27 protein-coding genes are annotated in these 24313 nt (G+C 67.2%); 18 read left to right on the plus strand and 9 right to left on the minus strand.

Going from position 1 to position 24313, the window contains the following annotated elements:
• Positions 1-15 precede the first annotated feature (15 nt).
• Positions 16-1275 carry a hypothetical protein gene (locus AC5Y49_RS16555; RefSeq protein WP_499888895.1) on the minus strand — a complete coding sequence of 420 codons (1260 nt, stop codon included), beginning with the start codon at positions 1273-1275 and terminating at the stop codon, positions 16-18.
• Between the two features lie 205 nt (positions 1276-1480).
• On the opposite strand from AC5Y49_RS16555, the gene AC5Y49_RS16560 reads away from it, so the two are divergent.
• The gene (locus AC5Y49_RS16560) at positions 1481-2464 is read left to right on the plus strand and encodes a TerC family protein (RefSeq protein WP_499888897.1); all 984 of its coding nucleotides are present in this window, start codon (positions 1481-1483) and stop codon (positions 2462-2464) included.
• Positions 2465-2513: 49 nt separating this feature from the next.
• Here AC5Y49_RS16560 and AC5Y49_RS16565 read toward each other — a convergent pair whose 3' ends face one another.
• Positions 2514-3302 (minus strand): hypothetical protein, encoded by a 789-nt coding sequence (locus AC5Y49_RS16565; protein WP_499888899.1) that lies wholly within the window; start codon positions 3300-3302, stop codon positions 2514-2516.
• On the minus strand, positions 3299-3730 hold the full coding sequence (locus AC5Y49_RS16570) for a hypothetical protein (RefSeq protein WP_499888901.1): 432 nt from the start codon (positions 3728-3730) through the stop codon (positions 3299-3301). The genes AC5Y49_RS16565 and AC5Y49_RS16570 overlap by 4 nt, the downstream gene beginning before the upstream one ends.
• 63 nt (positions 3731-3793) lie before the next feature.
• Between AC5Y49_RS16570 and AC5Y49_RS16575 the strand changes: the two genes are divergently transcribed.
• The 5 genes from AC5Y49_RS16575 to AC5Y49_RS16595 are packed head-to-tail and all read left to right on the plus strand — an operon-like array spanning position 3794 to position 7106.
• On the plus strand, positions 3794-4381 hold the full coding sequence (locus AC5Y49_RS16575; protein WP_499888903.1) for a hypothetical protein: 588 nt from the start codon (positions 3794-3796) through the stop codon (positions 4379-4381).
• 5 nt (positions 4382-4386) lie between these two features.
• Positions 4387-4695, plus strand: coding sequence for a PE family protein (locus AC5Y49_RS16580; protein WP_499888905.1), 309 nt, complete (start codon positions 4387-4389; stop codon positions 4693-4695).
• A 2-nt stretch (positions 4696-4697) separates the two neighbouring features.
• Positions 4698-6464 (plus strand): PPE family protein, encoded by a 1767-nt coding sequence (locus AC5Y49_RS16585; RefSeq protein ID WP_499888907.1) that lies wholly within the window; start codon positions 4698-4700, stop codon positions 6462-6464.
• Positions 6465-6504: 40 nt separating this feature from the next.
• On the plus strand, positions 6505-6798 hold the full coding sequence (gene esxG, locus AC5Y49_RS16590) for a type VII secretion system protein EsxG (protein ID WP_499884702.1): 294 nt from the start codon (positions 6505-6507) through the stop codon (positions 6796-6798).
• Between the two features lie 17 nt (positions 6799-6815).
• Positions 6816-7106, plus strand: a complete 291-nt coding sequence (locus AC5Y49_RS16595; RefSeq protein ID WP_499884703.1) for a WXG100 family type VII secretion target — start codon at positions 6816-6818, stop codon at positions 7104-7106.
• A 120-nt stretch (positions 7107-7226) separates the two neighbouring features.
• Here AC5Y49_RS16595 and AC5Y49_RS16600 read toward each other — a convergent pair whose 3' ends face one another.
• A complete protein-coding gene (locus tag AC5Y49_RS16600) occupies positions 7227-7715 on the minus strand; it encodes an inorganic diphosphatase (protein ID WP_499888910.1) in 489 nt (162 codons plus the stop codon).
• Positions 7716-7852: 137 nt separating this feature from the next.
• Between AC5Y49_RS16600 and dacB the strand changes: the two genes are divergently transcribed.
• The 4 genes from dacB to hpt are packed head-to-tail and all read left to right on the plus strand — an operon-like array spanning position 7853 to position 11850.
• Entirely contained in the window at positions 7853-9241 is a 1389-nt protein-coding gene (dacB, locus tag AC5Y49_RS16605) for a D-alanyl-D-alanine carboxypeptidase/D-alanyl-D-alanine endopeptidase (protein WP_499888912.1), read from the plus strand.
• Positions 9238-10290: a zinc-dependent metalloprotease gene (locus AC5Y49_RS16610; protein ID WP_499889279.1), complete on the plus strand. Its 1053-nt coding sequence runs from the start codon at positions 9238-9240 to the stop codon at positions 10288-10290. Before dacB ends, AC5Y49_RS16610 begins: the two co-directional genes overlap by 4 nt.
• Positions 10269-11231, plus strand: coding sequence for a tRNA lysidine(34) synthetase TilS (gene tilS, locus AC5Y49_RS16615; protein WP_499888914.1), 963 nt, complete (start codon positions 10269-10271; stop codon positions 11229-11231). Before AC5Y49_RS16610 ends, tilS begins: the two co-directional genes overlap by 22 nt.
• Positions 11232-11259: 28 nt before the next feature.
• A complete protein-coding gene (hpt, locus tag AC5Y49_RS16620; RefSeq protein ID WP_499888915.1) occupies positions 11260-11850 on the plus strand; it encodes a hypoxanthine phosphoribosyltransferase in 591 nt (196 codons plus the stop codon).
• Here the strand turns inward: hpt and AC5Y49_RS16625 are convergent.
• Positions 11847-12539 carry an SIMPL domain-containing protein gene (locus AC5Y49_RS16625; protein ID WP_499888916.1) on the minus strand — a complete coding sequence of 231 codons (693 nt, stop codon included), beginning with the start codon at positions 12537-12539 and terminating at the stop codon, positions 11847-11849. The two genes, hpt and AC5Y49_RS16625, sit on opposite strands and share 4 nt — an antisense overlap.
• 30 nt (positions 12540-12569) lie before the next feature.
• Between AC5Y49_RS16625 and AC5Y49_RS16630 the strand changes: the two genes are divergently transcribed.
• Positions 12570-13457 carry an SCO6745 family protein gene (locus AC5Y49_RS16630; protein WP_499888918.1) on the plus strand — a complete coding sequence of 296 codons (888 nt, stop codon included), beginning with the start codon at positions 12570-12572 and terminating at the stop codon, positions 13455-13457.
• A 9-nt stretch (positions 13458-13466) separates the two neighbouring features.
• On the opposite strand, the gene AC5Y49_RS16635 is transcribed toward AC5Y49_RS16630, so the two are convergent.
• Genes AC5Y49_RS16635 through AC5Y49_RS16650 form a run of 4 tightly spaced genes read right to left on the minus strand, consistent with a single transcriptional unit; the run spans position 13467 to position 17335 of the window.
• Positions 13467-14144 (minus strand): class I SAM-dependent methyltransferase, encoded by a 678-nt coding sequence (locus AC5Y49_RS16635; protein WP_499888920.1) that lies wholly within the window; start codon positions 14142-14144, stop codon positions 13467-13469.
• 10 nt (positions 14145-14154) lie between these two features.
• Positions 14155-15168, minus strand: a complete 1014-nt coding sequence (locus AC5Y49_RS16640; RefSeq protein ID WP_499888922.1) for a zinc-binding dehydrogenase — start codon at positions 15166-15168, stop codon at positions 14155-14157.
• Complete coding sequence (locus AC5Y49_RS16645; protein WP_499888924.1) at positions 15168-16361, minus strand: LLM class flavin-dependent oxidoreductase; 1194 nt, start codon at positions 16359-16361, stop codon at positions 15168-15170. The genes AC5Y49_RS16640 and AC5Y49_RS16645 overlap by 1 nt, the downstream gene beginning before the upstream one ends.
• Positions 16358-17335 carry an alpha/beta fold hydrolase gene (locus AC5Y49_RS16650; RefSeq protein WP_499888926.1) on the minus strand — a complete coding sequence of 326 codons (978 nt, stop codon included), beginning with the start codon at positions 17333-17335 and terminating at the stop codon, positions 16358-16360. Before AC5Y49_RS16650 ends, AC5Y49_RS16645 begins: the two co-directional genes overlap by 4 nt.
• Before the next feature lie 211 nt (positions 17336-17546).
• Here AC5Y49_RS16650 and ftsH point away from each other — a divergent pair, with 211 nt between their 5' ends.
• The 7 genes from ftsH (at position 17547) to AC5Y49_RS16685 (ending at position 24302) form a co-directional block, all read left to right on the plus strand.
• On the plus strand, positions 17547-19874 hold the full coding sequence (gene ftsH / locus AC5Y49_RS16655; RefSeq protein WP_499888928.1) for an ATP-dependent zinc metalloprotease FtsH: 2328 nt from the start codon (positions 17547-17549) through the stop codon (positions 19872-19874).
• 16 nt (positions 19875-19890) lie between these two features.
• Positions 19891-20499 (plus strand): GTP cyclohydrolase I FolE, encoded by a 609-nt coding sequence (folE, locus tag AC5Y49_RS16660; protein ID WP_499888930.1) that lies wholly within the window; start codon positions 19891-19893, stop codon positions 20497-20499.
• A complete protein-coding gene (folP, locus tag AC5Y49_RS16665; RefSeq protein WP_499888933.1) occupies positions 20496-21317 on the plus strand; it encodes a dihydropteroate synthase in 822 nt (273 codons plus the stop codon). Before folE ends, folP begins: the two co-directional genes overlap by 4 nt.
• Entirely contained in the window at positions 21310-21714 is a 405-nt protein-coding gene (gene folB, locus AC5Y49_RS16670) for a dihydroneopterin aldolase (RefSeq protein ID WP_499888935.1), read from the plus strand. The genes folP and folB overlap by 8 nt, the downstream gene beginning before the upstream one ends.
• On the plus strand, positions 21711-22235 hold the full coding sequence (folK, locus tag AC5Y49_RS16675) for a 2-amino-4-hydroxy-6-hydroxymethyldihydropteridine diphosphokinase (protein ID WP_499888937.1): 525 nt from the start codon (positions 21711-21713) through the stop codon (positions 22233-22235). Before folB ends, folK begins: the two co-directional genes overlap by 4 nt.
• Entirely contained in the window at positions 22235-22711 is a 477-nt protein-coding gene (locus AC5Y49_RS16680) for a DUF3180 domain-containing protein (protein ID WP_499888939.1), read from the plus strand. Before folK ends, AC5Y49_RS16680 begins: the two co-directional genes overlap by 1 nt.
• Before the next feature lie 121 nt (positions 22712-22832).
• Entirely contained in the window at positions 22833-24302 is a 1470-nt protein-coding gene (locus tag AC5Y49_RS16685) for a DUF6779 domain-containing protein (RefSeq protein ID WP_499888941.1), read from the plus strand.
• Positions 24303-24313: the final 11 nt, after the last annotated feature.

Genomic DNA, 24313 nt, shown 5'->3' on the forward strand with positions numbered 1-24313 from the left:
ACAAGTTACCGCAGATCACCCGGCGGGACGCGCTAGCGCGGCCAGATGCACCCCGATGCCCACCAGCGGCCCGCACATCAGGCCCACGATGGTGCGGGTCTCCAGCGGCAGCGGCAACAACAGCAACAACGTCGCCGCCAGCGTCGCGCCCACCCAACCCAGCGCATACGCGCGATGCAGCGCCGCCGCGACGGCGGCCGCGCCGGTCAGCGTCAGCAGGGCGATCGCCACCGCCGCGGCCGTCAACCACGCCAGCAGCGCACTGCCGGCGTCGTAATCGGGTCCGAACGCCGCCCGCAGGATCCACGGGCCGACCAGACCCGCGGCCAGCACGCCGATTGCGCCGATTCCACCGATCAGCAGCGCCGGCGCGATCAGCGCCCGCAGCCGCTGGGCGCGCTCATCGACGAAATGCGCGATCAGGTTGCCCTGCATCGCGTTGAGCGGCACCAGCAGCGGCGCCCGGGTCAGCGTGACCGCCAGGATCACCACGCCACCCGCTGCACCCAGCTCGGTGGAGGTGGCCTTGAGTAACACCGGAAAACCCATCACCAGAATCGCGCTGGCGCCGGCCGCGGTGATCGAGTGGGCGGCACCGCGCAGAAATGTCGCAGCGCCCCCGCGGGTCAGCAGCCGGGCCGCGGCCCGCGTCGTCGGCGAGACAATCAGCATGATCAGCCACGCCCCCGCGCCCGCGACCGTGGCCCACAAATATCCCACCAGACCCCAGCTGACCACGAAGGTCGCCACTGCGACCGCCACCCGAATCACCGCATCGGTCACCATCAGCGCCCCGTATTGGGTCCAGCGGTCAGCGCCGGCGAGCGTGCCCAGCAGCGTGGCATGCAGGCAGAACCCGGCCAGCCCGACACTGAGCAGCCCCACCGAAAGCCAGCGGGCGTCGACGAACACCTGTGAGCTCCACAGCGGTGAACTGCCGGCGATCGCCGCCGCCGCGACCACCCCGACCAGCGCCGCCACCCGAAGTGGATGGGTGTCGGTGCCCCGCGGCATGGCGATGGGACCGGCATAGCGGGCGGAGCGCACCTCGCGGGTAGCTTCCTGGAGCAGACCATTGGCGGCCCCGCTGACCAGCCCGAACGCACCCCAGAACACGGCGAACACCGAGAAGCCGGCCGGAGCCAGGTCGCGGGCGGCCAGGTAGATCACCGCGTAACCGCACAGGGCGGTCAGTGCAGTCGCGGCGCCGACCCGGGCGACGCTGCTGCGTGCGATCGGCCCGGTGGCCGCTGCGGTGCCGCCGACCTCGGTCACAACGACGACAGTCGTCGGGGGCGGACCTCCGGTGAGAGCACGGTTCGAAAATACCTACGGCCGATCACGCGCTGGTCATCAGTTCGCAACCCTGAGCTGACAGACTGAAGACAAAAGGAGTGTTCCTTTGCCGCGGTGTCACCATCACGTCGTTCGCCAACCGACGACCTGAGCCGCGGACCACTGCTGCTGACCGGAGTTCTCATTGCACGTCTCCGCGCTCGAATGGATCGTCACCCTCGGCGTGACGATGGCCGTGCTGTTGTTCGACGTCGTGGTGATCGCCCGCCGACCCCATGAACCGACGACGCGCGAATGCGCGATCGCGTTATCGATCTATATCGGGCTGGCGGCAATCTTTGGGGCCTGGGTGTGGTGGGCTCACGGCGGAGAGCGCGGGCTGGAGTTTTTTGCCGGATGGCTCACCGAGTACAGCCTCTCGATCGACAATCTGTTCATTTTCATGGTCATCATGGCGAGCTTCAACGTGCCCAAGATGTACCAGCAAGAAGCCCTGTTCGTCGGAATCGTGATTGCGCTGCTCTTTCGTGGCGTCTTCATTGCGCTTGGCGCAGTTGCCATTCAGCAATTCTCATGGGTGTTTTATCTGTTCGGCGCTTTCCTGGTGTACACCGGCTTCAAGCTGGCTCGCGGCCTCGACAACGACGGCGATGCGGACAATGCCGTTGTTCGCTTTGCCCGCAGTCACTTGCAGACCACCGACAGCTGGGATGGCCTCAAGCTCTATGTCAAGGACGGCTCGACGCGTTTGATGACCCCGATGTTTCTGGTGATCCTGGCGCTGGGTACCACCGACCTGATCTTCGCCGTCGACTCCATCCCCGCCATCTACGGGCTGACCCGCCAGCCTTATTTAGTGTTGGCCGCCAACATTTTTGCGTTGATGGGCCTGCGACAGTTGTACTTCCTGCTCGGTGGTCTGTTGGAACGGCTGGTCTACCTGTCGCGGGGACTTTCCGCCATTTTGCTGTTCATCGGGGTGAAGCTGGTGTGGCATGCGTTGCGGAAAAACGAGGTGCCGTTCATCAACGGTGGTGAACATGTCAATCTGCCGGCGATCCCGGCCTTACTCAGCCTGGCGGTCATCGTCTTCACGCTCGTCATCACCGCGGTGGCCAGCCTCTACAAGACCCGTGTCGTCGGTGTAGCTAGTAATCCCAGCGGGTAGTCCAACCTTCGCCGCTATTCAGCTCGCCGTCGAGCGGCTCGACTGACGCTCAGTACTGTTTGACGACGGCGCGCGGCGCGGTTCGCCACATCCGATCCCCGTTCGACTGTTGGCGCGGCGGCTCCAGCAGTAGCACGGCCCGGCCGTCGAGCAGCACTGGGCGTACCCAGTCACCCAACTCGATGACCTCACCTGATTCGGGTTGGCGGTGCATGCCGTCGCGGGCGAGATCGATGGGGGCAAGCGATTGCACCGCTTCGATGGTGGCTTGGTGTGGTAACTCTTCGATTCCGGGCAAGGTGATGAACAACCCGTCGTTGCCGGACAGGTGCAGACCAACCGCCGCCAGCGCGCCGAGCACTCCGTCCCGGGTCCCGCCGTGGCCAGATAAGTGCACGCCGGTGGCGGCGGCGAGATCGCGAGCTTGGCTGGGGCGCAACACCTCTCGTTTGGCTCGTTGTCCGAATTCCACCAGCTGCGATGCCGTGTCGGTGAGCTCGCCAGGAATGGCCACTGCCAGCCCTGGGTCGGCGTCGGGTGGGCAGACCCGTTCCAGGAACTGTGCGGCGAGTTCGATGATTTCGGTTCGCACCGCGTCCGGATCGCCGTCGGGGCTGCGCCACGCCAGACAGGCGCTGGAATTGTGCGAGGTGTAGGGGATCCGGTCATCCACAAGCAGCTGGTGCCGGGTCGCGCCCGCCGGAGTGCCGAGCCCCGCCGATGCCAGGTCGCGCAGCAGCGCCCGGGCCCGGCGACCTGTGCCCGGACTCCAGTCGTTGTCGGTGTCGTCGATGCCGACGAGTAGATCCACACCGGCCAGCGCGGCAGCGGTCGTCACGGGTTGACCACCAAGCTGGTGACGTCGCGAACCCACCGGGCGCGATCGAGCTGGCCGCCGGTGAGCTTCAGGGTGCCGCGTTTGGTGACGTTCAAGATGACTTCTCCGGTGAGCTCGGCGGCGGTCAGTGTCTGGGCCGGGTCGCGCCCTTCGACGCGCACGATGGTGACGTCGGCGGCGCGAGCCGCCTGCAGAATTGACCGCACGGCGGGGCCTGTCTGGGTCTGCGCGCCGCGTGACTGCGGCGTGGTGATCTCGACCTGCGGGAGGCCGTTCAACTGCGGCAGCGTGAAGCGGGCGAGAATTCGGCTTTGTTCTTGTACGACGAGCGCATCGTCGTTTGCGGACCTGCCGCATGCACCGAGCCCGGTACCTAAGACCACCGCCGTCAGGGCCGCCGCGGACAGCCGCGCGGTGAAGGACCGCATGTCCCCACCCTATGAGGGGCGATATGGCGTATTCAAGGACTGTATTCCAGGTAGTATCCGCACGTGCGGTTGTATGCGGGTGCCGGTTCGGCCTCTCGTGCGCTGATCGGTGTGGTAGGGCAATCCGCTCACAGCCTGGTACTGGCCCGAGAGGTCGCTTTTCCTCTGCTTGCCGTCGCTCTGATCGTTGCCTACCGCGACGTCCGGGTTCCGCTCGGACTGCCCGGGCACCGCGGACTGGTCTGGCTGACCCTGCTGGTCATGGTCGCCTTGGTGACCAGCAGCCGTGAGACGGTCATCGCGGTCGGGGCGGCTTCGACGTTGGCGACGTCGGTCATGGATGCACCGGGGGGCCCCTGGCATGGCGGACGGTATGTCGCCGCCGCGGTCCTGTTGTACGTCGTGGCCACTGTGCCCGCAGTGCGTCGACAGCGGTGGTTACTGGCGCTAAGCGCAGCCCCGATCCACCTGGTTGCGCTGGCGGGTTCGGTCTTCGCACTGCTTGGTCGCGGGCAAGTATTCGCCTTCGGCACGGTCGGGATGGCCGAGCGAGTGGCGTTTCATCTGATTTTCGGGCTGATTGCCGGGGTGCTGGCGTTGGCCATGGTGTTTGGCATGGAGATGGCGGGCGGGATCCGTCGGAAGGAGTAAGTGTCGTGACGTTGCGAGTTGTTCCCGAGGGGCTGGCCGCGACAAGTGCTGCGGTTGAGGCGATCACCGCACAGCTGGCGGCTGCGCACGCGGGCGCGGGCCCGGTGGTCTCGATGGTGGTACCCCCGGCAGCTGATCCGGTGTCGCTGCAGGCCGCGGCGGTTTTCAGTGCGCAGGGCAGCCAACATACCGCGGCAGCGGCCAAAGGTGTCGAGGTGTTGGGCCGTGCCGGGACGGGTGTGGGCCTGGCCGGTACCAACTACACGGTCGGTGACGCCGCGGCGGCCTCGACGTATCTCGGTGCGGGCAGCTGAGGATGACCGCGCCGGTGTGGATGGCATTACCGCCCGAGGTGCATTCGACGCTGCTGAGTAGCGGTCCCGGGCCGGGGCCGCTACTGGCGGCGGCGGGCACCTGGACGGCGTTGAGCACCGAATATCAGACCGCGGCAACGGAGTTGACGGCGGTACTGACCGGTGCGCAGGCGGTGTGGGAAGGTCCGACTGCCGAGCAGTACGTGGCCGCGCATATGCCGTATCTGGCGTGGTTGGGCTTGGCGAGCACGCTGAGTGCCGAGGCTGCCGCCCAGCACGAGACGGTTGCGGGCGCCTACACGGCGGCGTTGGCGGCGATGCCGACGCTGCCGGAACTGGCCGCCAACCATGCCATTCACGGGGTGTTGGTGGCGACGAATTTCTTTGGGATCAACACGATTCCGATTGCGCTCAACGAGGCCGACTACGCGCGCATGTGGACTCAGGCGGCCACTACGATGAGCACCTATCAGGCCACCACCCAAGCGGCCCAAGGCTCCAAGGGCGCTGGTAGCGGTGCCGGGGCGGGAAGCGGTGCTGGCGCTGGCGCGGGCAGCGGTGCCGGCGCGGGTAGTGGTGCTGGCGCCGGTAGTGGTGCCGGGGCGGGTAGTGGTGCTGGCGCCGGTAGTGGTGCCGGGGCGGGTAGTGGTGCTGGCGCGGGTAGTGGTGCTGGCGCGGGCAGCGGTGCCGGGAGCGGCGCAGGAGCCGGCGGCGGGGGAGGCGGCGGTGGCGGCGGTGGCGGCGGCGGTGGCGGCGGCACCGGGTCGTTTCAACTGCCCACGCCTGGCGAGATTTGGCAGATGCTCTTCGGCCCGGACGGGGAGCAAATCCCCGGCCAGGGGCAGCCCAACTGGACCCCGATGCAGTATTTGCAGAACATCGGCAACTTTTTCAACGGCAACCTGAAAGCTATTCAGTACCTTCTGGATCCGACGAATTGGGCCAGACCGGATTTCATTAGCTACTTCATCGCGTGGCAGGTCTACCGGATCGTCAACTGGACACTGCGCACGTTGCGGTTCCTGATCCAGGAACTGCCGCTGTTGGTGTCGGTGGGTATGAGCATGGCGATCACTAACCTGGGCTCGGTGGGAAGTCTGGTCGGGCTCGGGGCCCTGGCCGGCCTGGCGCAGGCCCCGGTATCCGCCGCCGCGCCGCTGCCGCAACCGGCAGCGTTGGCTCTGCCCTCGCCGGCGGCGGTGCCCATGACCGGGGCGCCGTCCGCAGCGGTTCCGACGAGCTCGGTGGCGCCGGCGACTCCGACGGCAACGGCGCCGGCCGCGGCTACCGTCGCGGCGTCGCCCGCGGCTCCGCCCGTCCCCCCCATCCCGGTGACGGGTGCGGAGGGTTTCGGTTACATGGTGGGTCTGGCCGGTCTCAAGCGTGAAGCCACGCTGTCCAGTCAGTCCAAGGCCAAGGAGCCGGCAGCCCAGGGCGCCGCGGCTGTGGCAGCCGCGACAGCGGTCCGCGGGCAGCAGGAGCGGGCGCGCCGACGGCGCGGGTCGGTCATCGACCGCGGGCACCGCTACGAATACCTCGACGCGGACGACAGTGCCGCTGAGCCTGGCACACCGCTGACGGATCGGCCAGTGCCTTCCGATCGAAGTAGCGGACCACTCGGGTTCACCGGAACCCTGCCGAAGTCGGGCGCGCAGGCAGCGGGGCTGGCCACGTTGACCGGTGACGAATTCGGTGGTGGTCCCAGTGTGCCGATGCTGCCGGAAAGCTGGGGCGAGGACCTCGGAGGGGAGACACCCTGGAACAACTAAGCGATGTGTCGGTCATCGATAGTCGAAGAAAGGAAAGACGATGAGTTTGTTGGATGCCCATATTCCGCAGTTGGTGGCGTCGCAGTCGGCGTTTGGGGCTAAGGCGGGGTTGATGCGGTCCACGATTGGGCAGGCTGAGCAGGAGGCTTTGTCGGCGCAGGCGTTTCATGTCGGGGAGTCTTCGGCGGCGTTTCAGGCTTCGCATGCCCGGTTTGTGGAGGTGGCGGCCAAGGTGAATGCGTTGTTGGATATCGCCCAGGCCAATTTGGGTGATGCCGCGGGCACGTATGTGGCGGCTGATGCGGCTGCGGCCAGTGGTTATAGCGGGTTCTGAGGCGAAGGGGTAACGCAATGTCGCAGATTATGTACAACTACCCGGCGATGTTGGCGCATGCCGGGGATATGGCTTCCTATGCGGCGACCATGCAGGGGTTGGGTGCCGATATCTCCAGTGAGCAGGCCGCGTTGTCGGGTGCTTGGCAAGGTGATACCGGGATGACCTATCAGGCGTGGCAGGCGCAGTGGAATCAGGCGATGGAAGAGTTGGTGCGGGCCTATCACGCAATGGCGGGCACCCATGAGACCAACACCATGGCCATGCTGGCCCGCGACCAAGCCGAAGCCGCCAAATGGGGCGGCTAGATATCGAGACTGAGGCCAGGTAATCGAGCCTGCGCCCAGCGCGGGTTCGACGCGCCTGGACTCACCCTGCGCGCAGTCTCGGCGCCACCAGCGCAGTCTCGAAGCCGCCAAATGGGGCCACTAGTGCCCGCTGGCCTTGAACCGCTCGATCGAGCGCTGCACCTCAGCTTCAGCCTCGCCGCGCCCAACCCAGTCGGCCGTCTTGACGAACTTGCCCGGCTCTAGCGCCTTGTACTGCGAGAAGAAGTGCTTGATGGCGTCTAACTCGAAGGCGGGGACGTCGTCGATGTCGTTGATCTGATCCCACCGATGGTCCTTCGCGGGGACACACAGCACTTTGTCGTCGCCGCCGGCTTCGTCGGTCATCCGGAACATCCCCACCGGCCGGGCCTCCACCAATACACCGGGAAACAGCGGCTCGGGTAGCAAGACCATCGCGTCGAGCGGGTCGCCGTCCTCGCCGAGGGTGTCGTCGATGAAGCCGTAGTCAGTCGGGTACGCCATCGAGGTGTAGAGGTAGCGGTCCAGCCGAATCCGACCCGTCTCGTGATCGACCTCGTACTTGTTTCGCTGGCCCTTCGGGATCTCGATAATCACGTCGAATTGCACCGGCTTGGCTCCTTCGTGGGGTCAACTGGTCGTCGGCTGACGTCGGAGTAACCCTAATGCAGCGCGCCCAGACCCGATCGGGCCCGGTCGGTCTGTGAGCGGTTGGGCAGAATAGGACCGGAAGAGTCAGGAGAGTCATGCGTCCCACACAGTGGCGGCGATCCACCCACCTGATCGTGGGGGCGGCCGTGTTGGCGGTAGTTGCCCTCGTGGTGGCGGCAGCCGCGTTGTTCACCGCGAGCGGTCGCGGCGCCAGTGGTGCCCGCATCCCGCCGCCGCCACCCGCGGTGACCGCGCAACCCGGTGTGGTGCCGGTGGCCGATACCGCCGCGATGCCCACCGCCGGGGGGCTGTCCGCTGCGCTGGCGGCCGCATTGGCCGACCCGAATCTGGGGCGGCTGGGCGGCCGGGTCACCGACGCGATCACGGCCAAGGAACTTTGGCAGCAGCAGGACAGTTTGCCGTTGCAACCGGCGTCGACCAACAAAACGCTTACCGCCGCGGCCGCGCTGCTCTCGCTGGACCGTGCGGCCCGGGTCACCACCCGGGTGGTCACGGCCGGCCAGCCGGGGGTCGTGATACTGGTCGGCGGCGGCGATCCGACACTCTCGGCGGTGCAGCCCGGCCAGGAGACGTGGTATCACGGCGCGGCCCGCATCAGTGATCTGGCCGATCAGGTCCGTCGCAGCGGCGTGACACCGACAGCAGTGAAGGTCGACACCTCGATGTTCAGCGGCCCGAAAGTGGCACCGGGCTGGGATCCCGGCGACATCGAAGGCGGTGATGTCGCCCCGATCGAGTCGGTGATGCTCGACGCCGGACGCGTGCAACCGGCGACCACCGACTCGAGCCGGTCTCACAGCCCGGCGCTGGACGCGGGCCATGCGCTGGCCGTCGCGCTCGGGGTCGACCCGGCCAAGGTGACGATCGCCGCCCACCCGGCACCGGCCGGCGCACAGCAGCTGGCCGCCGTGCAGTCGGCGCCGCTGATCCCACGGCTGTACGAGATGATGAACGCTTCCGACAACGTGATGGCCGAATGCATCGGCCGCGAAGTCGCGGCAGCCCTGCACCGGCCACTCAGCTTCGCCGGCGCGGTGGACGCGGTGACCAATCGACTGAGAACCGCGCATATCGACATCGCCGGGGCGTCGTTGCAGGATTCCAGCGGGTTATCGGTCGACGACCGGCTGACGGCCAAAGCCCTTGACGCCGTCGTACAGGCCGCTGCCGGCCCCGACCAACCCGGGCTGCGGCCGCTGCTGGATGTGTTGCCGATCGCCGGTGGCAGCGGCACGCTGGCCGACCGTTTTCTGGATCCCACCTTCAGACCCGGCCCGGCGGCCGGCTGGCTGCGCGCCAAAACGGGCTCACTGACCGCCACCAATGCCCTGGCCGGAGTGATCACCGACAGGAGCGGACGCGTGCTGACGTTCGCCCTGATCTCCAACGAGGCCGGCCCGACCGGCCGCATTGCGATCGACACCCTGGCCGCCGCCCTATGGTCATGTGGATGCGCGGCGTGACTACCTCACCGGAGCTGACCGTCGGGCGCGCCGTGGACTGGCAGTTCGCGGCCACCGTCGGCGAATGGCTGGCGCGCCCCGGCCCGCCCGCCACCGACTACACCCGTCGCCAGGTCATCGACGATCTGACCGGTGCTGCCAAGGCGGCCGAACCTCCGGTGCGCGACGTGACCGGTCTGCAGACCAGCGACGTGGTGCCCGAGGCCCGGATTGTGGACCGCCCTGCGTGGGTCCGGGCGGCGGCCGAGTCGATGCGGATCATGACGGGGGGAACCGACAAGCCGCGAGGGTTCGTCACCGGCCGGGTCGCCGGCGCGCAGACCGGTGCCGTGTTGGCGTTCGCAGCATCCGCCATCCTCGGCCAGTTCGACCCATTCGTCGGTGACACCGGTTGCCTACTGTTGGTGTACCCCAACGTGCTCGCGGTCGAGCGCCAATTGCGCGTGGAACCGGCCGATTTCCGGCTTTGGGTATGCCTGCACGAGGTCACCCATCGAGTGCAGTTCACTGCCAACCCGTGGCTATCGGGCTACATGGCCCAGGCGCTTGGCGTGCTCACCCAAGAAAGCAGCGACGACGTCGGCCAAGTTGTGGCCCGGCTCGCCGATTTCGTTCGCGGCCGCGGCGAATCGTCGGACGGCGGTTCTGATGCCCACGCTTCGGGTGTGCTGGGACTGATGCGGGCGGTGCAATCTGAGCCGCAGCGCCAGGCCCTGGATCAACTATTGATGCTCGTCACCGTGCTGGAGGGCCACGCCGATCACGTAATGGACGCGGTCGGACCGGTGGTGGTGCCGTCCGTGGCGACGATCCGGAGCCGGTTCGACGACCGCCGACACCGCAAACAGCCCCCGCTGCAACGGCTTTTGCGTGCGTTACTGGGCATCGACGCCAAGATCAGTCAGTACACCCGGGGCAAGGCCTTTGTCGATCATGTGGTGGGCCGGGTGGGGATGGAGCGGTTCAACACGATCTGGACCGGCCCCGAGACGATGCCGCTGCCGACCGAGATCGAAGACCCTGGGCGATGGATCGATCGGGTGCTGTAGGCGCGCTGTACGCGGCAGTCGCGGCGTTCGCCAAGACCTACCTCGCAGATACGGAGCGCTGGTGTGTGGCGCTTTCCGGTGGCCCGGATTCCTTGGCGCTCACCGCTGTTGCCGCTGACGTGCTACCGACCACCGCGCTCATCGTCGACCACGGCCTGCAGACCGGCTCCGCTGAAGTGGCCGCTGCTGCCCGCGCTCAAGCGCTCGAGGCGGGATGCGTTGAGGCCAAAGTGCTTTCCGTACAGGTCACGGGCGACGGTGGGCCGGAAGCCGCAGCGCGCAGCGCACGCTACCGTGCGCTGGATGCTGCCCGCGGTGATTGTGCGGTGCTGCTGGGCCACACCCTCGACGATCAAGCCGAAACCGTGCTGCTGGGGTTCGGCCGCGGTTCGGGTGCTCGTTCGATCGCTGGAATGCGGGCGCACGACCCGCCCTGGTGTCGGCCCCTACTGGGGGTGCGGCGGCGCCTGACACACGCCGCATGCGGTCAACTGGGGCTGTCGGCGTGGCAGGACCCGCACAATTCCGACCGTCGATTCACCCGGACACGTCTGCGGCACGAGGTGCTGCCGCTGCTGGAGGAGGTGCTTGGCGGGGGGGTGGCCGAAGCGCTGGCGCGCACTGCGACGGCGTTGCGTGAAGACACCGAGCTGATCGACGCGTTGATCGTGCAAGCGCTGGCCACGTCGACGGAAGGCGAGGGTCTGGACGCGAAGGCGTTGACGGCGTTGCCCGACCCGATTCGCCGCGGAGTCATTCGCAGTTGGCTATTGGCCGGCGGAGCAATCGGATTGACCGACAAGCAGATCCGCGGGGTGGACGCACTGGTCACCGCTTGGCGAGGGCAGGGCGGGGTGGCGGTCGGTTCGACGCTGCGCGGTCAACGGCTGGTCGCCGGCCGCTGCGGTGGGGTGTTGACCATGCAACAGGAGCCGGTCTAGCGGGTCGCCACCCGACTCCCATTAGGCTGTGGTGGTGGTGACAGGCGACTCGGCCGAGCTGTACTCGGGCGACATCAAGTCGGTGCTGCTCACCGGGGAACAGATCCAGACCCGCACCGCCGAGCTCGGGGCGCAGATCGGCGACGACTACCGCGACGTGACCACCGGCGAGCGCCAGGACCTGCTGCTGATCACGGTGCTCAAGGGTGCCGTCATGTTCGTCACCGACCTGGCGCGTGCGATTCCGCTGCCGACCCAGTTCGAATTCATGGCGGTCAGCTCTTACGGCTCGTCGACGTCGTCGTCGGGAGTGGTGCGCATCCTCAAAGACCTCGACCGTGACATCAACGATCGTGACGTGCTGATCGTCGAGGATGTTGTCGACTCCGGCCTGACGTTGTCGTGGCTGCGGCGCAACCTGGCCACCCGGCGGCCACGGTCGCTGCGGGTGTGCACGCTGCTGCGCAAGCCGGACGCCGTGCGCGCAAACGTCGAAATCGCGTACGTGGGCTTCGACATTCCCAACGAGTTCGTCGTGGGATACGGGCTGGACTACGACGAGCGCTACCGCGACCTGTCCTACATTGGAACACTCGATCCGCGGATCTACCAGGACTAGCGCAGCTCCCAGACTGCGGTCACCGAGAAGCTGACCGTCTGCTGGCCGGGCTGCAGTGGCACTTCGGCCGCCATCGGCGCTCGCGGCATCGGCGTCGGCGTGGGCGGCGCGCCCGATGCCTCCGAGATCGAGATCACCTTGCCCAGGCTGAGTCCGGAGAGCTGCGCGTATTGGCCGGCGCGGTCCTTGGCATCCTGGAATGCCCGCGCCCGTGCGTCCTTGACGAGCTGTGAGTCGTCCTCGATGGAGTAGCTCACCGAGTTGATCCGGGTCGCGTCGCCGCCGGTGTCGACGATGACGGCCAGCACGTGCGATGCGGTGTCCAGCTTGCGGATCTTGACCCGGATCGAGTTGCCGGCGCGGTAGCCGGTGATGTTGTCGGTGCTGCCGCCGTACTGGGGCTGCACGCTGACGTTGGTGGTGCTGATGTCCTTGGCATCGACCCCCGCGTCGGTGACCGCATTGATGACTGCCTGTTGACGGTCGTTGGTCTGGTCCATCGCCGCGGTGACGTCCGGCGCGATGAACTCGATGCCGACATCGGCCGTGAGCGTGTCCGGGACGCCTTGGATGTGGCCGGCGCCGACGACCGTCACCTGACGCGGATTGTCCCCGACCGGGCCGGGGCTGCGATCGCATGCCGACAGCGCGACCGCGACGATCCCCAATGCGAATACGAGACGCAGCATGACTGGCACCCTATGCGAGGATTGCCACACATGACCGTCACCCCGGCGAGAGCGCTCGCCATCGCGATCGAACCCTTCTCGGGTCAGGTGTATTTCTCCCCGGAATGCCACGGCAACTATGAGGTACTTGGGTTCGGGCCCAGTCCGGCGAAGTCGGGCGAGGTCGCGATGCCCGACGGCCCGGCCTACTTGTGCAGTCGCGGCTCGGTGCTGGGACAGGTGCCCGGTGAGGTGATCGCCGCAGCCTTCGCGGTTTTCAATCCAGCGATCGTGGTGCCGGCGGTCGCCCACGGGTGGACACTGACGGACGCCCCCACGATCTGCGCGGCACGAACCGATGGCGCGATACGCCAGCTGCACCGTGTGCTCGGCGCCCACCCGGACGGCCTCGACCGTGCGTTGGAGCTACTCCGACGGGCGACCGAACAGTTGCCATTGGCGGGCAAGCCGCTCTTTGCAGGTCTCGTCGCGCGGGGTCTGCCCGGTGAAGCGCTCGGTGATGCCTGGCGCCTCGCCGACGAGCTGCGTGAGTTCCGCGGCGATGTCCACGTGAACGCTTGGACCACCGCCGGTTTCGATGCGGTAGAGATCGGCTTGATCACCGAGCTCTACTGGGGGTTGCCATTGCGCAGCTATATACGGACGAGGGCTTGGACCGACGAAGACCTCGCTGCGGCCGAGGATCGGCTGCAATCACGCGGGCTGATCCGCGATGGCGCGCTCACCGACGCCGGGCGGACGGCCCGGGAGGCGATCGAGGTGGCCACCGACGAGGGGTGCGCGCCGATCAGCACTGCGTTGGGCGACGGCCTCGACGAGTTGGTCAACCTCGTCGGCGCGTGGTCACGACAGCTGCAAACGGCGGGCGGATACCCGCCTGCTGGTCCGCAAGACCTTGCTGCGCAGATCAACCGGTGATCAAGCGGCTCAGAACGGTGGGTCGTCGGGCAAGGGTTCCAGTTCAGGTTCATCAGGCGTCCAATCCGGCGGCTCCGGTTTGCGCCAGACGAGGGAGTAGCGCCACTGCAGGCGCCGACGGTAGGTGGCACCGGGCAGGATCGTCGCGGCGATCCGACGCATATCGGTGTAGGTCTGCGGTGGCGGCCACACCGTCGGCGATGGATGCTCCCAGCGCTTCCTGACAAGCCGGTAATAGGTGAACACCGCAGCGGAAAGCACGTCGAAGGGCAGGTCATGGGGAAACCGACTGCGGGCCAGGCCGACGATAGCGAGCGTTCCTCCCGGGCGCAGTAGCTGTTTCATCTTGCTCAGCGCCGCACCCGGATCCATGTGGTGGAGGGCTGCCACAGACAACACCGCGTCGAATGACGACGGTGAAAAGGCGTTGGTGAGGAAGTCGCCGCACACATAGGTCACGTCATCGGATGGCGCAGGTGATTGCGAACGCGCCAGTTCGATGCTGGCTGGATCCGAATCGATGCCGGTTACGCGGCGCCCCGTCGCGTGTAACCGACGGCATAGCATGCCCTCGCCGCAACCGACGTCGAGAACGTCCCGGGCGCTGCTGTCCAACGAGTCGACCAGTAGATCGTGGTAATGAATGTTCGAGTTCCACCGGTCGCCGTCAGGGATGGCAGTGTCCACTGCCGTTACGCTACGGCGTGACGAGAATCTTGCAGTGCCGCTCGGGATCGGCCAGGTCATCGAACGCCGCCCCGACTCCGTCCAGGCCGACCTCGCCGGTGATCAGTGGGCTCACGTCGATGTCACCTTCGGAAATCGCTCGCAGCGACTCGGCGAATTCTGTCGGATCGTAAGCGAGAACGAACTGCACGTTGATCTCTTTGGCAATCCCGAAGACCGGATGCACCGCGTCGGTTTCCATGCAGACGCCGGCGACGACCAGACGGGTACCCGGCTGGGCCCGCCGCATGACATCGTCGATGATTCCGGGCACCCCGACCGCCTCGAACACCACTTTCGGCTTGACTGAATCGAACGGTGAACCCGCCGCAGGGTCGATCGTCTGATGTGCGCCCATCGTGGTGGCGAGCTCTCGCCGTCGTGGCGAGAAGTCAGATGCCACAATGGTTTCGACGCTCCGCATGTGCAGTGCCGCAATGATGGCGATGCCTATCGGGCCGCAGCCGAGCACCAGTACCGGCTCGTCGAGCTGGACGCCCGACTTGTTGACCGCGTGCAGCCCGACGGCCATCGGCTCCGTCAGGGCGGCATGTCGCGGATCCAACCCGTTGCCAATCGGCAGCAGCAGCGGCGCGGACAGCAGCATGCGTTCCGCATAGCCACCGATCGTGTTGTTGGACTGGAAGATCGGTTCGACTCCGCTAGTGGATAGCAGTACCGGTAGCGACGTAACGAGCGTTCCGGGCGGATGCGTGTCGGTGTCGGGCCCGGCTTCGAGCACCTCCGCGCTGAACTCGTGGCCCATAAAGACGTCGCGGTCCAAGTCGATCTGCATGCCGCCGGTACCCGCGCCCATTTGCTCGGTCAGCGCCAACATCTCGGCGCCGTGCGCAGCGAAATGCAAGTCGGAGCCGCAGATCCCGCATGTTCGCACGGCGACCAGCACCTGGCCCGGTCCGGGCACCGGTTCCGGAACATCGTCGCGGTACACCATGCGGCCGTCGCGCAGCACCGCGGCCCGCACTAGTTCTGCTCGCTTTCCAACTTGAGTTCATCGGTGTGCTGGCTGATCGCCTTCACCACCGCCTCCCCGGCGCGGCCTAACAGCTGTTCCCGCATACCTCGAGCCCATTCGTGAGAAGCTCGTGGCGCTTCCAGTTGTCCCTTGAAGTGCGGAATGACCTTGCGCGCGAACAGTTCATAGGAGTGATACGTCGCCTGGGGCGACGCCCAGTCATGTCCGAGCATCAGGAAGGTGCCGAAGCCGCCGGACCGGTCCATCAGATCCTCGATATAGCCGATGCAATCTTCTGGGGTGCCGATACAGCAATTGCCTTTGGCGGCATAGTCTTCGACGAACTCGCGCGGGGACTGCGCGCCATCGACCAGGTTCGCCAGCGGCACAAACCCGGCAGCACCGAAGTACTTGGCGAAATCTTGGAGTCCGTACGTACAGTCATCGATCGCCTGGTCGCGGCTGTCGGCCAGATGCACGATGCCCAGTACCCGCCAGCCGGTGCGGTCGGGCTCGTCGCGCCCGGCTTTGTCCGCCTGCTCGCGGACCACCTCCCAGGTGTTTTCCAGCGCCGCATAGCCTCCCGGCACCGACATCGACAGCGACAGCAACGACGTACCCAACGCACCTGCCAGCCGTGGCCCGGACGGTGAAATCATTGCAGCGGTGGAGATTTCCGGATATGGCCAGCTGTAGGGGCGGATGTGCAACTGTGCATCGCGCAGGGTGAACCAGTCGGAGTGCCGGTCGATCCGCTCCCCGGGTGCGGCGCGGAACAGCGCCAAGATCGCCTCCAGGGATTCCTGCATCATCCGGCGCTGCTCGACCGGGTCGATGCCCATCATGTAGGCGTCCGACGGCAGCGCGCCCGGACCGGTACCGAACATCACCCGGCCGCGGGTCAGATGATCCAGCAGCACCCAGCGGTCGGCGACCATCAGCGGATGGTGGTAGGGCAGCGACACCACTCCGGTGCCCAGTCGAAGGTGCTTGGTCCGCTCGGCTGCCGCGGCGATAAACACCTCGGGGCAGGCGATCAACTCGTAGCCGCCGGAGTGATGCTCACCGAACCAGGCCTCGTCGAATCCCAGCCGATCCAGCGCGACGACCCGCTCCATGTCGTATTCGAGTGCGGTCGTGGGCGATTGGCCGGTCGGGTGAAACGGCGTGATGAAGACACCGAAGTTCAGTGGACGGTTCATGACAGCTCCAATCCGGTGAGAAAGTCCAGCAGCACCTCGTTGACCTCGTCAGGGCGTTCCTGTTGCAGCCAGTGCCCGGCGCCCTCGATCAGCACCTCGCGGTAGGGCCCGGTCACAACCTCGGCGGCGCGGTCGCGGCGGGTGAACCCCAACACCGGGTCGTCGGCGCCCGCGACGAACATCGCCGGCACCGCGATGGTGGCGGCCACCGGGTTGGCCAGAATCTCCCAGTTGCGGTCCAGGTTGCGGTACCAGTTCAGGCCGCCGGTGAACCCGGTGCGGGTGAACTCGGAGATGTAATGGTCGAGTTCGGTGGCGCTGATCCAACTCGGCAGGCCATCGGGATCGGGCAGCCGCTCGACGAAGCCTTCCGGACCCGGCCGGATCATCCGTGCCGCGGCCGCCTGGTCGCCCCGGGGCTGCAAACCACCCATCATCCGGCGCAAGAACTTTGCCGGGTCGGCCCCAAGGTCGGCGTCGGCTACCCCGGGCTCCTGAAAATAGAGCATGTAAAAGAAGTTGTCGCCGAAGAGCTTGCGGAACGCCTGGGTCGGCGGAACCTGGGCCCGGGGCACCGCCGGGACGCTCAACCCGACGACGGCAGCCACCCGGTCGGGGTGTAGCTGTGCGGAACCCCAGGCCACCGGGGCACCCCAGTCGTGACCGATGAACACGGCCCGCTCGGCCCCGACGTCGTCGAGCAGACCGATCAGGTCGGCGGACAGCTCGGCGACGTTGTAGTCGGCGACGTTCGGGGGCTGACTGGAACGGCCGTAGCCGCGCTGATCAGGGGCCAGTACGTGGTAACCGGCGGCGGCCAGCGCCGGGATTTGGTGCCGCCAGGAGTAGGCCAGTTCGGGAAATCCGTGGGCCAGCAGCACGACGGGCGCGCCGCGCTCGCCCGCTTCGATGGTGTGCAATCGCACACCATTGGTTTCGATGAGCCGTTCAGTCGAGTGGGCGGTATCAGGCACGTGTCTCACCAAAGCACACGCCCGGCCTGCCCGGAAGGGTCGGAGAAGCGGCCGCGACGGCAGCCGGGAACTGCCATTCGTTGAATTTGGACAGGACGGTGACGACCTGCCACGTCCGGCGCCGCCGCGCTGGCGTAGGGCCGGGGCGGTAGCCTGGACTATTCGAGCTGCGTGTATCGGGGAAGGACCTGGCCGGCACGGCCGATGATTGATGAACCGGAAAAACGTGATCCGCACCCTCACGGCGATCGCTGTCGTGCTGCTGCTGGGCTGGTCATTCTTCTATTTCAGTGACGACACCCGCGGCTACCAGCCCGTCGACACCTCGGTGGCGGTGGCCCAGATCAAGGCCGACAACGTCAAGAGCGCCCAGATCGACGACCGCGAGCAGCAACTGCGGTTGACCTTGAAAAAGGCCGACAGTGACACCGAGGGCTCCGACAAGGTCATCACCAAGTACCCCACCGGCTACGCCGTCCCGCTGTTCGATTCACTGAGCAGCAAAAACACCAAAGTCAGCACCGTGGTCAACCAGGGCAACATCCTGGGCTCACTACTGATATATGTGCTGCCGCTGCTACTGCTGGTCGGCCTGTTCGTGATGTTTTCCCGCATGCAGGGCGGGGCGCGGATGGGCTTCGGCTTCGGCAAGTCGCGGGCCAAGCAGCTCTCCAAGGACATGCCCAAGACCACCTTCGCCGACGTGGCCGGTGTCGACGAGGCGGTCGAGGAGCTCTACGAGATCAAGGACTTCCTTCAGAACCCGGCGCGCTACCAGGCGCTGGGCGCCAAGATCCCCAAGGGCGTGCTGCTCTACGGACCGCCGGGGACTGGTAAGACGCTGCTGGCGCGCGCCGTCGCGGGCGAGGCCGGCGTCCCGTTTTTCACCATCTCCGGGTCGGACTTCGTCGAGATGTTCGTCGGGGTGGGTGCCTCCCGGGTCCGTGATCTGTTCGAGCAGGCCAAGCAGAACAACCCGTGCATCATTTTCGTCGACGAGATCGACGCGGTGGGCCGCCAGCGCGGCGCCGGACTCGGCGGCGGCCACGACGAACGTGAGCAGACGCTGAACCAGCTGCTGGTCGAGATGGACGGTTTCGGTGAACGCGCCGGCGTCATCCTGATCGCGGCCACCAACCGGCCCGACATCCTCGACCCGGCGTTGCTGCGCCCCGGCCGCTTCGACCGCCAGATCCCGGTTTCCAACCCCGACCTGGCCGGCCGGCGCGCGGTGCTGCGCGTGCATTCCAAGGGCAAGCCGATCGGGCCCGATGCCGACCTCGACGGGCTGGCCAAGCGGACCGTGGGTATGACCGGCGCCGATCTGGCCAACGTCATCAACGAGGCCGCGTTGCTGACCGCCCGGGAGAACGGCACCGTGATCACCGCCGCCGCTCTGGAGGAGGCGGTCGACCGGGTGATCGGTGGGCCGCGCCGTAAGGGCCGGATCATCAGCGAGCAGGAGAAGAAGATCACCGCCTACCACGAGGGCGGGCACACGCTGGCGGCCTGGGCGATGCCGGACATCGACCCGGTCTACAAGGTGACGATCCTGGCCCGCGGGCGCACCGGCGGGCATGCGGTGGCAGTACCCGAGGACGACAAGGGGCTGCGGACCCGCTCGGAGATGATCGCGCAGTTGGTGTTCGCGATGGGTGGTCGCGCCGCCGAGGAGCTGGTGTTCCGCGAGCCGACGACGGGCGCGGTGTCCGACATCGAGAAGGCCACCCAGGTCGCCCGCGCGATGGTCACCGAGTTCGGGATGAGCTCGCGGCTGGGCGCGGTCAAGTACGGCACCGAACACGGCGACCCGTTCCTGGGCCGGACCATGGGTACCCAGCCGGACTACTCGCATGAGGTGGCCCGCGAAATCGACGAGGAGATCCGCAAACTCATCGAGGCCGCGCACACCGAGGCGTGGGAGATCCTCACCGAATACCGGGACGTGCTCGACACCTTGGCCGGCGAGCTGCTGGAGAAGGAGACCCTGCACCGCGCCGAACTCGAGGCGATCTTCGCCGACGTCGAAAAGCGCCCGCGACTGACCATGTTCGACGACTTCGGCGGCCGTATTCCGTCGGACAAACCGCCGATCAAAACACCGGGTGAGTTGGCCATCGAGCGTGGCGAGCCGTGGCCCCAGCCCGCACCCGAGCCGGCATTCAAAGCCGCGATCGCGCAAGCGACCCGGGAAGCCGCGCAGGCCGAGACCGATCGAGGCACCAACGGAACCAATGGTTCGCACGGCCCGGACGACGCCGTTGCTGCGCGCCCGACCCAACCCGATTACGGCGCGCCGGCGGGTTGGCACGCGCCCGGCTGGCCGCCCCCGCAGCAGCCGCCGGGCTATCGATACCCGTCACCGCCGTCGCCGCCGCCGCATTGGTCGCCACCGCAGCACTACGCGGGCCACCCGGGTCAACCGTATCCGCCCTACCCTCCGTATCCGCCGCCTGGTAAACCAACTCCGGAGACCGGGCCGCCCCCCGAGCAGCAGGGCGGGGACCCGAGTCGGTCCAACCCGCCGGCGCGCGGCTGACAAAACGGAGGCTTCGATGGCGCAGCCGAATTCCCGTATCGCCAACCTGCACACACCGAAGTTCGACCAGGCGCGTGCCGAGGCCGCGGTCCGCGAATTGCTCTGTGCGATCGGCGAGGATCCGGATCGCCACGGCTTGGAGGACACCCCTGCCCGGGTGGCCCGCAGCTACCAAGAGATGTTCGCCGGGCTCTACACCGACCCCGATTCGGTGCTGGACACCACCTTCGACGAACAGCACGACGAGTTGGTGATGGTCAAGGAGATTCCGCTGTACTCGACCTGCGAGCACCACCTGGTGGCATTTCACGGGGTGGCGCACGTGGGCTACATCCCCGGATCCGACGGGCGGGTGACCGGGCTGTCCAAGATCGCCCGACTGGTGGACCTGTACGCCAAGCGGCCGCAGGTGCAGGAGCGGCTCACCGCCCAAATCGCAGACGCGCTAATGCGAAAGCTCGATCCGCGCGGCGCGATCGTGGTGATCGAGGCTGAGCACCTGTGTATGTCGATGCGCGGGGTGCGCAAGCCCGGCGCGATCACCACCACGTCGGCCGTGCGTGGTCTGTTCAAGACCAACCAGGCATCTCGAGCCGAAGCGCTCGAGCTCATCTTGCGCAAGTGAGCACAACACGCGTCCAAGTCATGGGAGTGGTGAACGTCACCGACGACTCGTTCTCCGATGGCGGCCGCTATCTCGATGCTGACCGCGCCGTCGAACACGGCCTGGCCATGGCCGCCCAAGGCGCATCGATCATCGATGTCGGCGGAGAGTCGACCCGTCCCGGCTCGATCAGGCTGGACGCCCGAGTCGAGGCGGCCAGGGTGGTGCCGGTAGTGAAAGCACTTGCAGCAGAAGGAGTTACAGTCAGCATTGACACCATGCACGCCGGTGTGGCGCAGGCGGCGCTGGACAATGGCGCGCGGATCGTCAACGACGTGTCCGGTGGGCGCGCCGATCCCGCGATGGCGCCGCTGTTGGTGGAAGCCGGCGTGCCGTGGGTCTTGATGCACTGGCGATCGGTCTCGCATCAGGTGCCGCGCTACGACGACGTGGTGGCCGACGTGCGCGCTGAACTACTTGCCAGTGTCGACAACGCGGTGACCGCCGGCGTCGACCCGGCGAAACTGATCATCGACCCAGGGCTGGGATTCGCCAAGACCGGGCAACACAATTGGGCGCTGCTTCACGCGCTGCCGCAGTTGGTGGCGACCGGGGTGCCGGTTTTGGTGGGAGCTTCGCGCAAACGATTTCTCGGCACTTTGTTGGCCGACCCGGACGGTGCGGTGCGGCCACCCGACGGGCGTGAGACTGCGACCGCGGTGGTGTCGGCGCTTGCCGCGCTGCACGGCGCGTGGGGGGTGCGGGTGCACAACGTGCAAGCGTCGGTCGACGCGCTCAACGTGCTGGCCGCCTGGGAACAGGCTGGGACCAATGGCTGATCGGATCGAGTTGCGCGGCTTGACCGTTCGCGGCCACCACGGTGTCTTCGAACACGAACGAACCGACGGGCAGGACTTCGTCGTCGATATCATCGTGTGGATCGACCTGGTCGACGCGGCGGCCAGCGACGACTTGACCGACACCTATGACTATGGCGCACTGGCCCGGCGCGCGGCCGACATCGTCGGCGGGCCGGCCCGCAACTTGATCGAAACCGTCGCCGCCGAGATCGCCGAGGACGTGATGAACGACAAGCGAGTGCACGCTGTCGAGGTGACCATGCACAAGCCGCAGGCCCCGATCCCGCAGACCTTCGACGATGTGGCGGTGGTGGCTCGGCGCTCACGACGCAACAGCCGCGGCGCCGTGATTCCGGCTGGAGGGCGACGCCCGTGACGCGCGTCGTCTTGTCGATCGGTTCCAATCTCGGTGACCGGCTGGCCCGGTTGCAGTCGGTGCTCGACCGACTCGGCGAGAACGTGCACGCCATTTCACCGGTGTACGAGACCGCGGCCTGGGGTGGTGTCGAACAGGGACCTTTCCTCAACGCGGTGCTGATCGCCGACGACCCGATGCTCGACGGCCAGGGCTGGTTGCGCTGTGCTCAGGAAATGGAGCAGGCCGCTGAGCGGGTACGCGGCCAGCGGTGGGGACCACGCACCCTCGACGTCGATCTGATCGCCTGCTACGACGACGGCACCGAGCTGTTCTCCCGGGACAACGGCCTGACGCTGCCGCATCCGTTGGCGCATCTGCGCGCATTCGTGATGGTGCCCTGGCTGGCGGTCGAACCGGACGCGGAACTGACCGTGGCCGGCGATAAGCGGCCGATCGCCAAGTTGCTCGCTGAGCTGGATCCTGCCGACCGCGCCGGTGTGCGACTGACCGATTTCGCGCTGACGCCTCCGGGACCCTGATGGGACCTACCCGCAAACGTGACCTGACGGCCGCGGTGATCGGCGCGGCGGTAGCCGGATACCTGGTGGTGGTGCTGCTATACCGATGGTTTCCGCCGATCACGGTGTGGACCGGGCTGTCGCTGCTGGCCGTCGCCGTCGCCGAAGCGCTGTGGGGACGTTATGTGCGGGCCAAGATCAGCGACGGCGAGATCGGCGACGGGTCGGGTCGGCTGCATCCGCTGGCGGTGGCCCGCAGCCTGGTGATCGCCAAGGCCTCGGCGTGGGTCGGCGCCTTGATGCTGGGTTGGTGGGTCGGGGTCCTGGTGTACCTGGTGCCGAAGCGATCGTGGCTTCGAGTGGCCGGCGACGACACTGCGGGCACTGCGGTGGCGGCCCTCAGCGCGCTGGCGCTGATGGTTGCCGCGCTGTGGCTACAACATTGCTGCAAGTCACCTCACGACCCGACCGAACACGGCGAGGGCGCGCAAAATTAACGGGCCCGGCGACCATGGGGCCCGCGGAGCGGGGTGAGCAGGAGCCGGGCAATTAGTCCAGGTGAGAATCGCCGGAGTGCGGCGACACGCGGAGTGACCTCGGCCCGGTACAGTCGGGGCCATGACCGTTCTGTCCCGCGGCGCCCGGGTCCGGCGCGGCGGCCGCAGGCCGGGTTGGCCGTTGTTGACGGCGTTGCTGGTTCTCGCGATCGGGGCCAGTTCCGCACTGGTTTTCACCAATCGGGTCGAGCTTCTCAAACTCGCGGTGATCCTGGCGCTGTGGGCTGCCGTGGTCGCCGCGTTCGTGTCGGTGATCTACCGGCGGCAAAGCGATGTGGATCAGGCGCGGGCGCGAGACTTGAAACTCGTTTACGACCTGCAGTTGGATCGGGAGATTTCGGCGCGCCGCGAGTACGAGCTGACAGTGGAGTCCCAGCTGCGTCGCGAGCTGGCCTCTGAATTGCGTGCCCAGGCAGCCGATGAGGTCGCTGCGCTGCGGGCCGAGCTGTCGGCGTTGCGCACCAACCTCGAGATCCTCTTCGATGCGGAGCTCGACAACCGGCCGGCGTTGGAGACCGAACGCAAAACCGTGCGCGGCTACAGCGACTGGGAGCGAGAAGACGAGAGCCCACGGGATCGGATCAACCGAGTGACCTCGGTCCGCGCCGAACAGGCCGCGCAACGGGCCGAGGACAATTCGATTATCGACGTTCCCGAGGAGCCGTTGGCGCCCCCGCCGCGACAGAGTGCCTACGCCTACCAGACGCCCGACGCGTACCGAGACGCCGAACATTTCGAGCCGCCGGGTTACCGCGGTTCGCACTGGCAACAGGGCGAGTCTCGGGGCCAGCCGCCACCCGGCCAGCAGCCGTCGGGCGCCGGCTGGGCACCGTCAGAACCACAGTCGCGAGGCGGCTGGTCAGACGCCGAGGAACACGACGAACCGCAACCGCGGCAGCGTGCCCGCCGGCGATACGCGTTCCAGCCGCCGCCCGGCGAGCCGCGGTTCGAACCTCCGCCGATGCCGCAACCGCCGCAACCGCCGCAACCGGAAGAGCCGCGGCCGGCCTGGTCGCCTCCGGTCGAGGAGCCTGCGCCGCCCGCTGCGGCCAGCGACTGGCAGCCCGTCGGTGCGGAGGGTCAGTGGCTGCCGCCGGGGGCGCCCGGCAGCAATTGGGCATCCGGTTCCGCGCCTGGCAGTAGCGCGGTGACCGAGGACAGCACGGTCCGCGAGCCCACACTGGCAGCACCACCGCCGGCTGAGCGTCACGGCCGGCATTCCAGCCCGGGCCAGCCGGTGACGACCCAACCCGGCGAGGCCGACAGCGGTTGGGAATTCGGTGAATCGGATCGTCGAGCCAGAGCGCGCCATGCTGTGGAAGCCGCCGGAGATATCGGCCCGACGCCACCGCATGGCCAACCGGCGCCGGCCATGTCGCCGCCACCGCAGCCCGCCGCTCGGCACCGCGGCGCCGACTCGTCGTCGGATACCGACGGCTTGCACACCGGCGGCCAATCGGTCGCCGAACTACTCGCGCGGCTGCAGGCCAGCCCCAGTGGAGGTGGCCGGCGACGTCGCCGCGAAGACTGAGCGTGGCGCAC

This window comes from Mycobacterium sp. NGS62 (genome assembly GCF_059812285.1).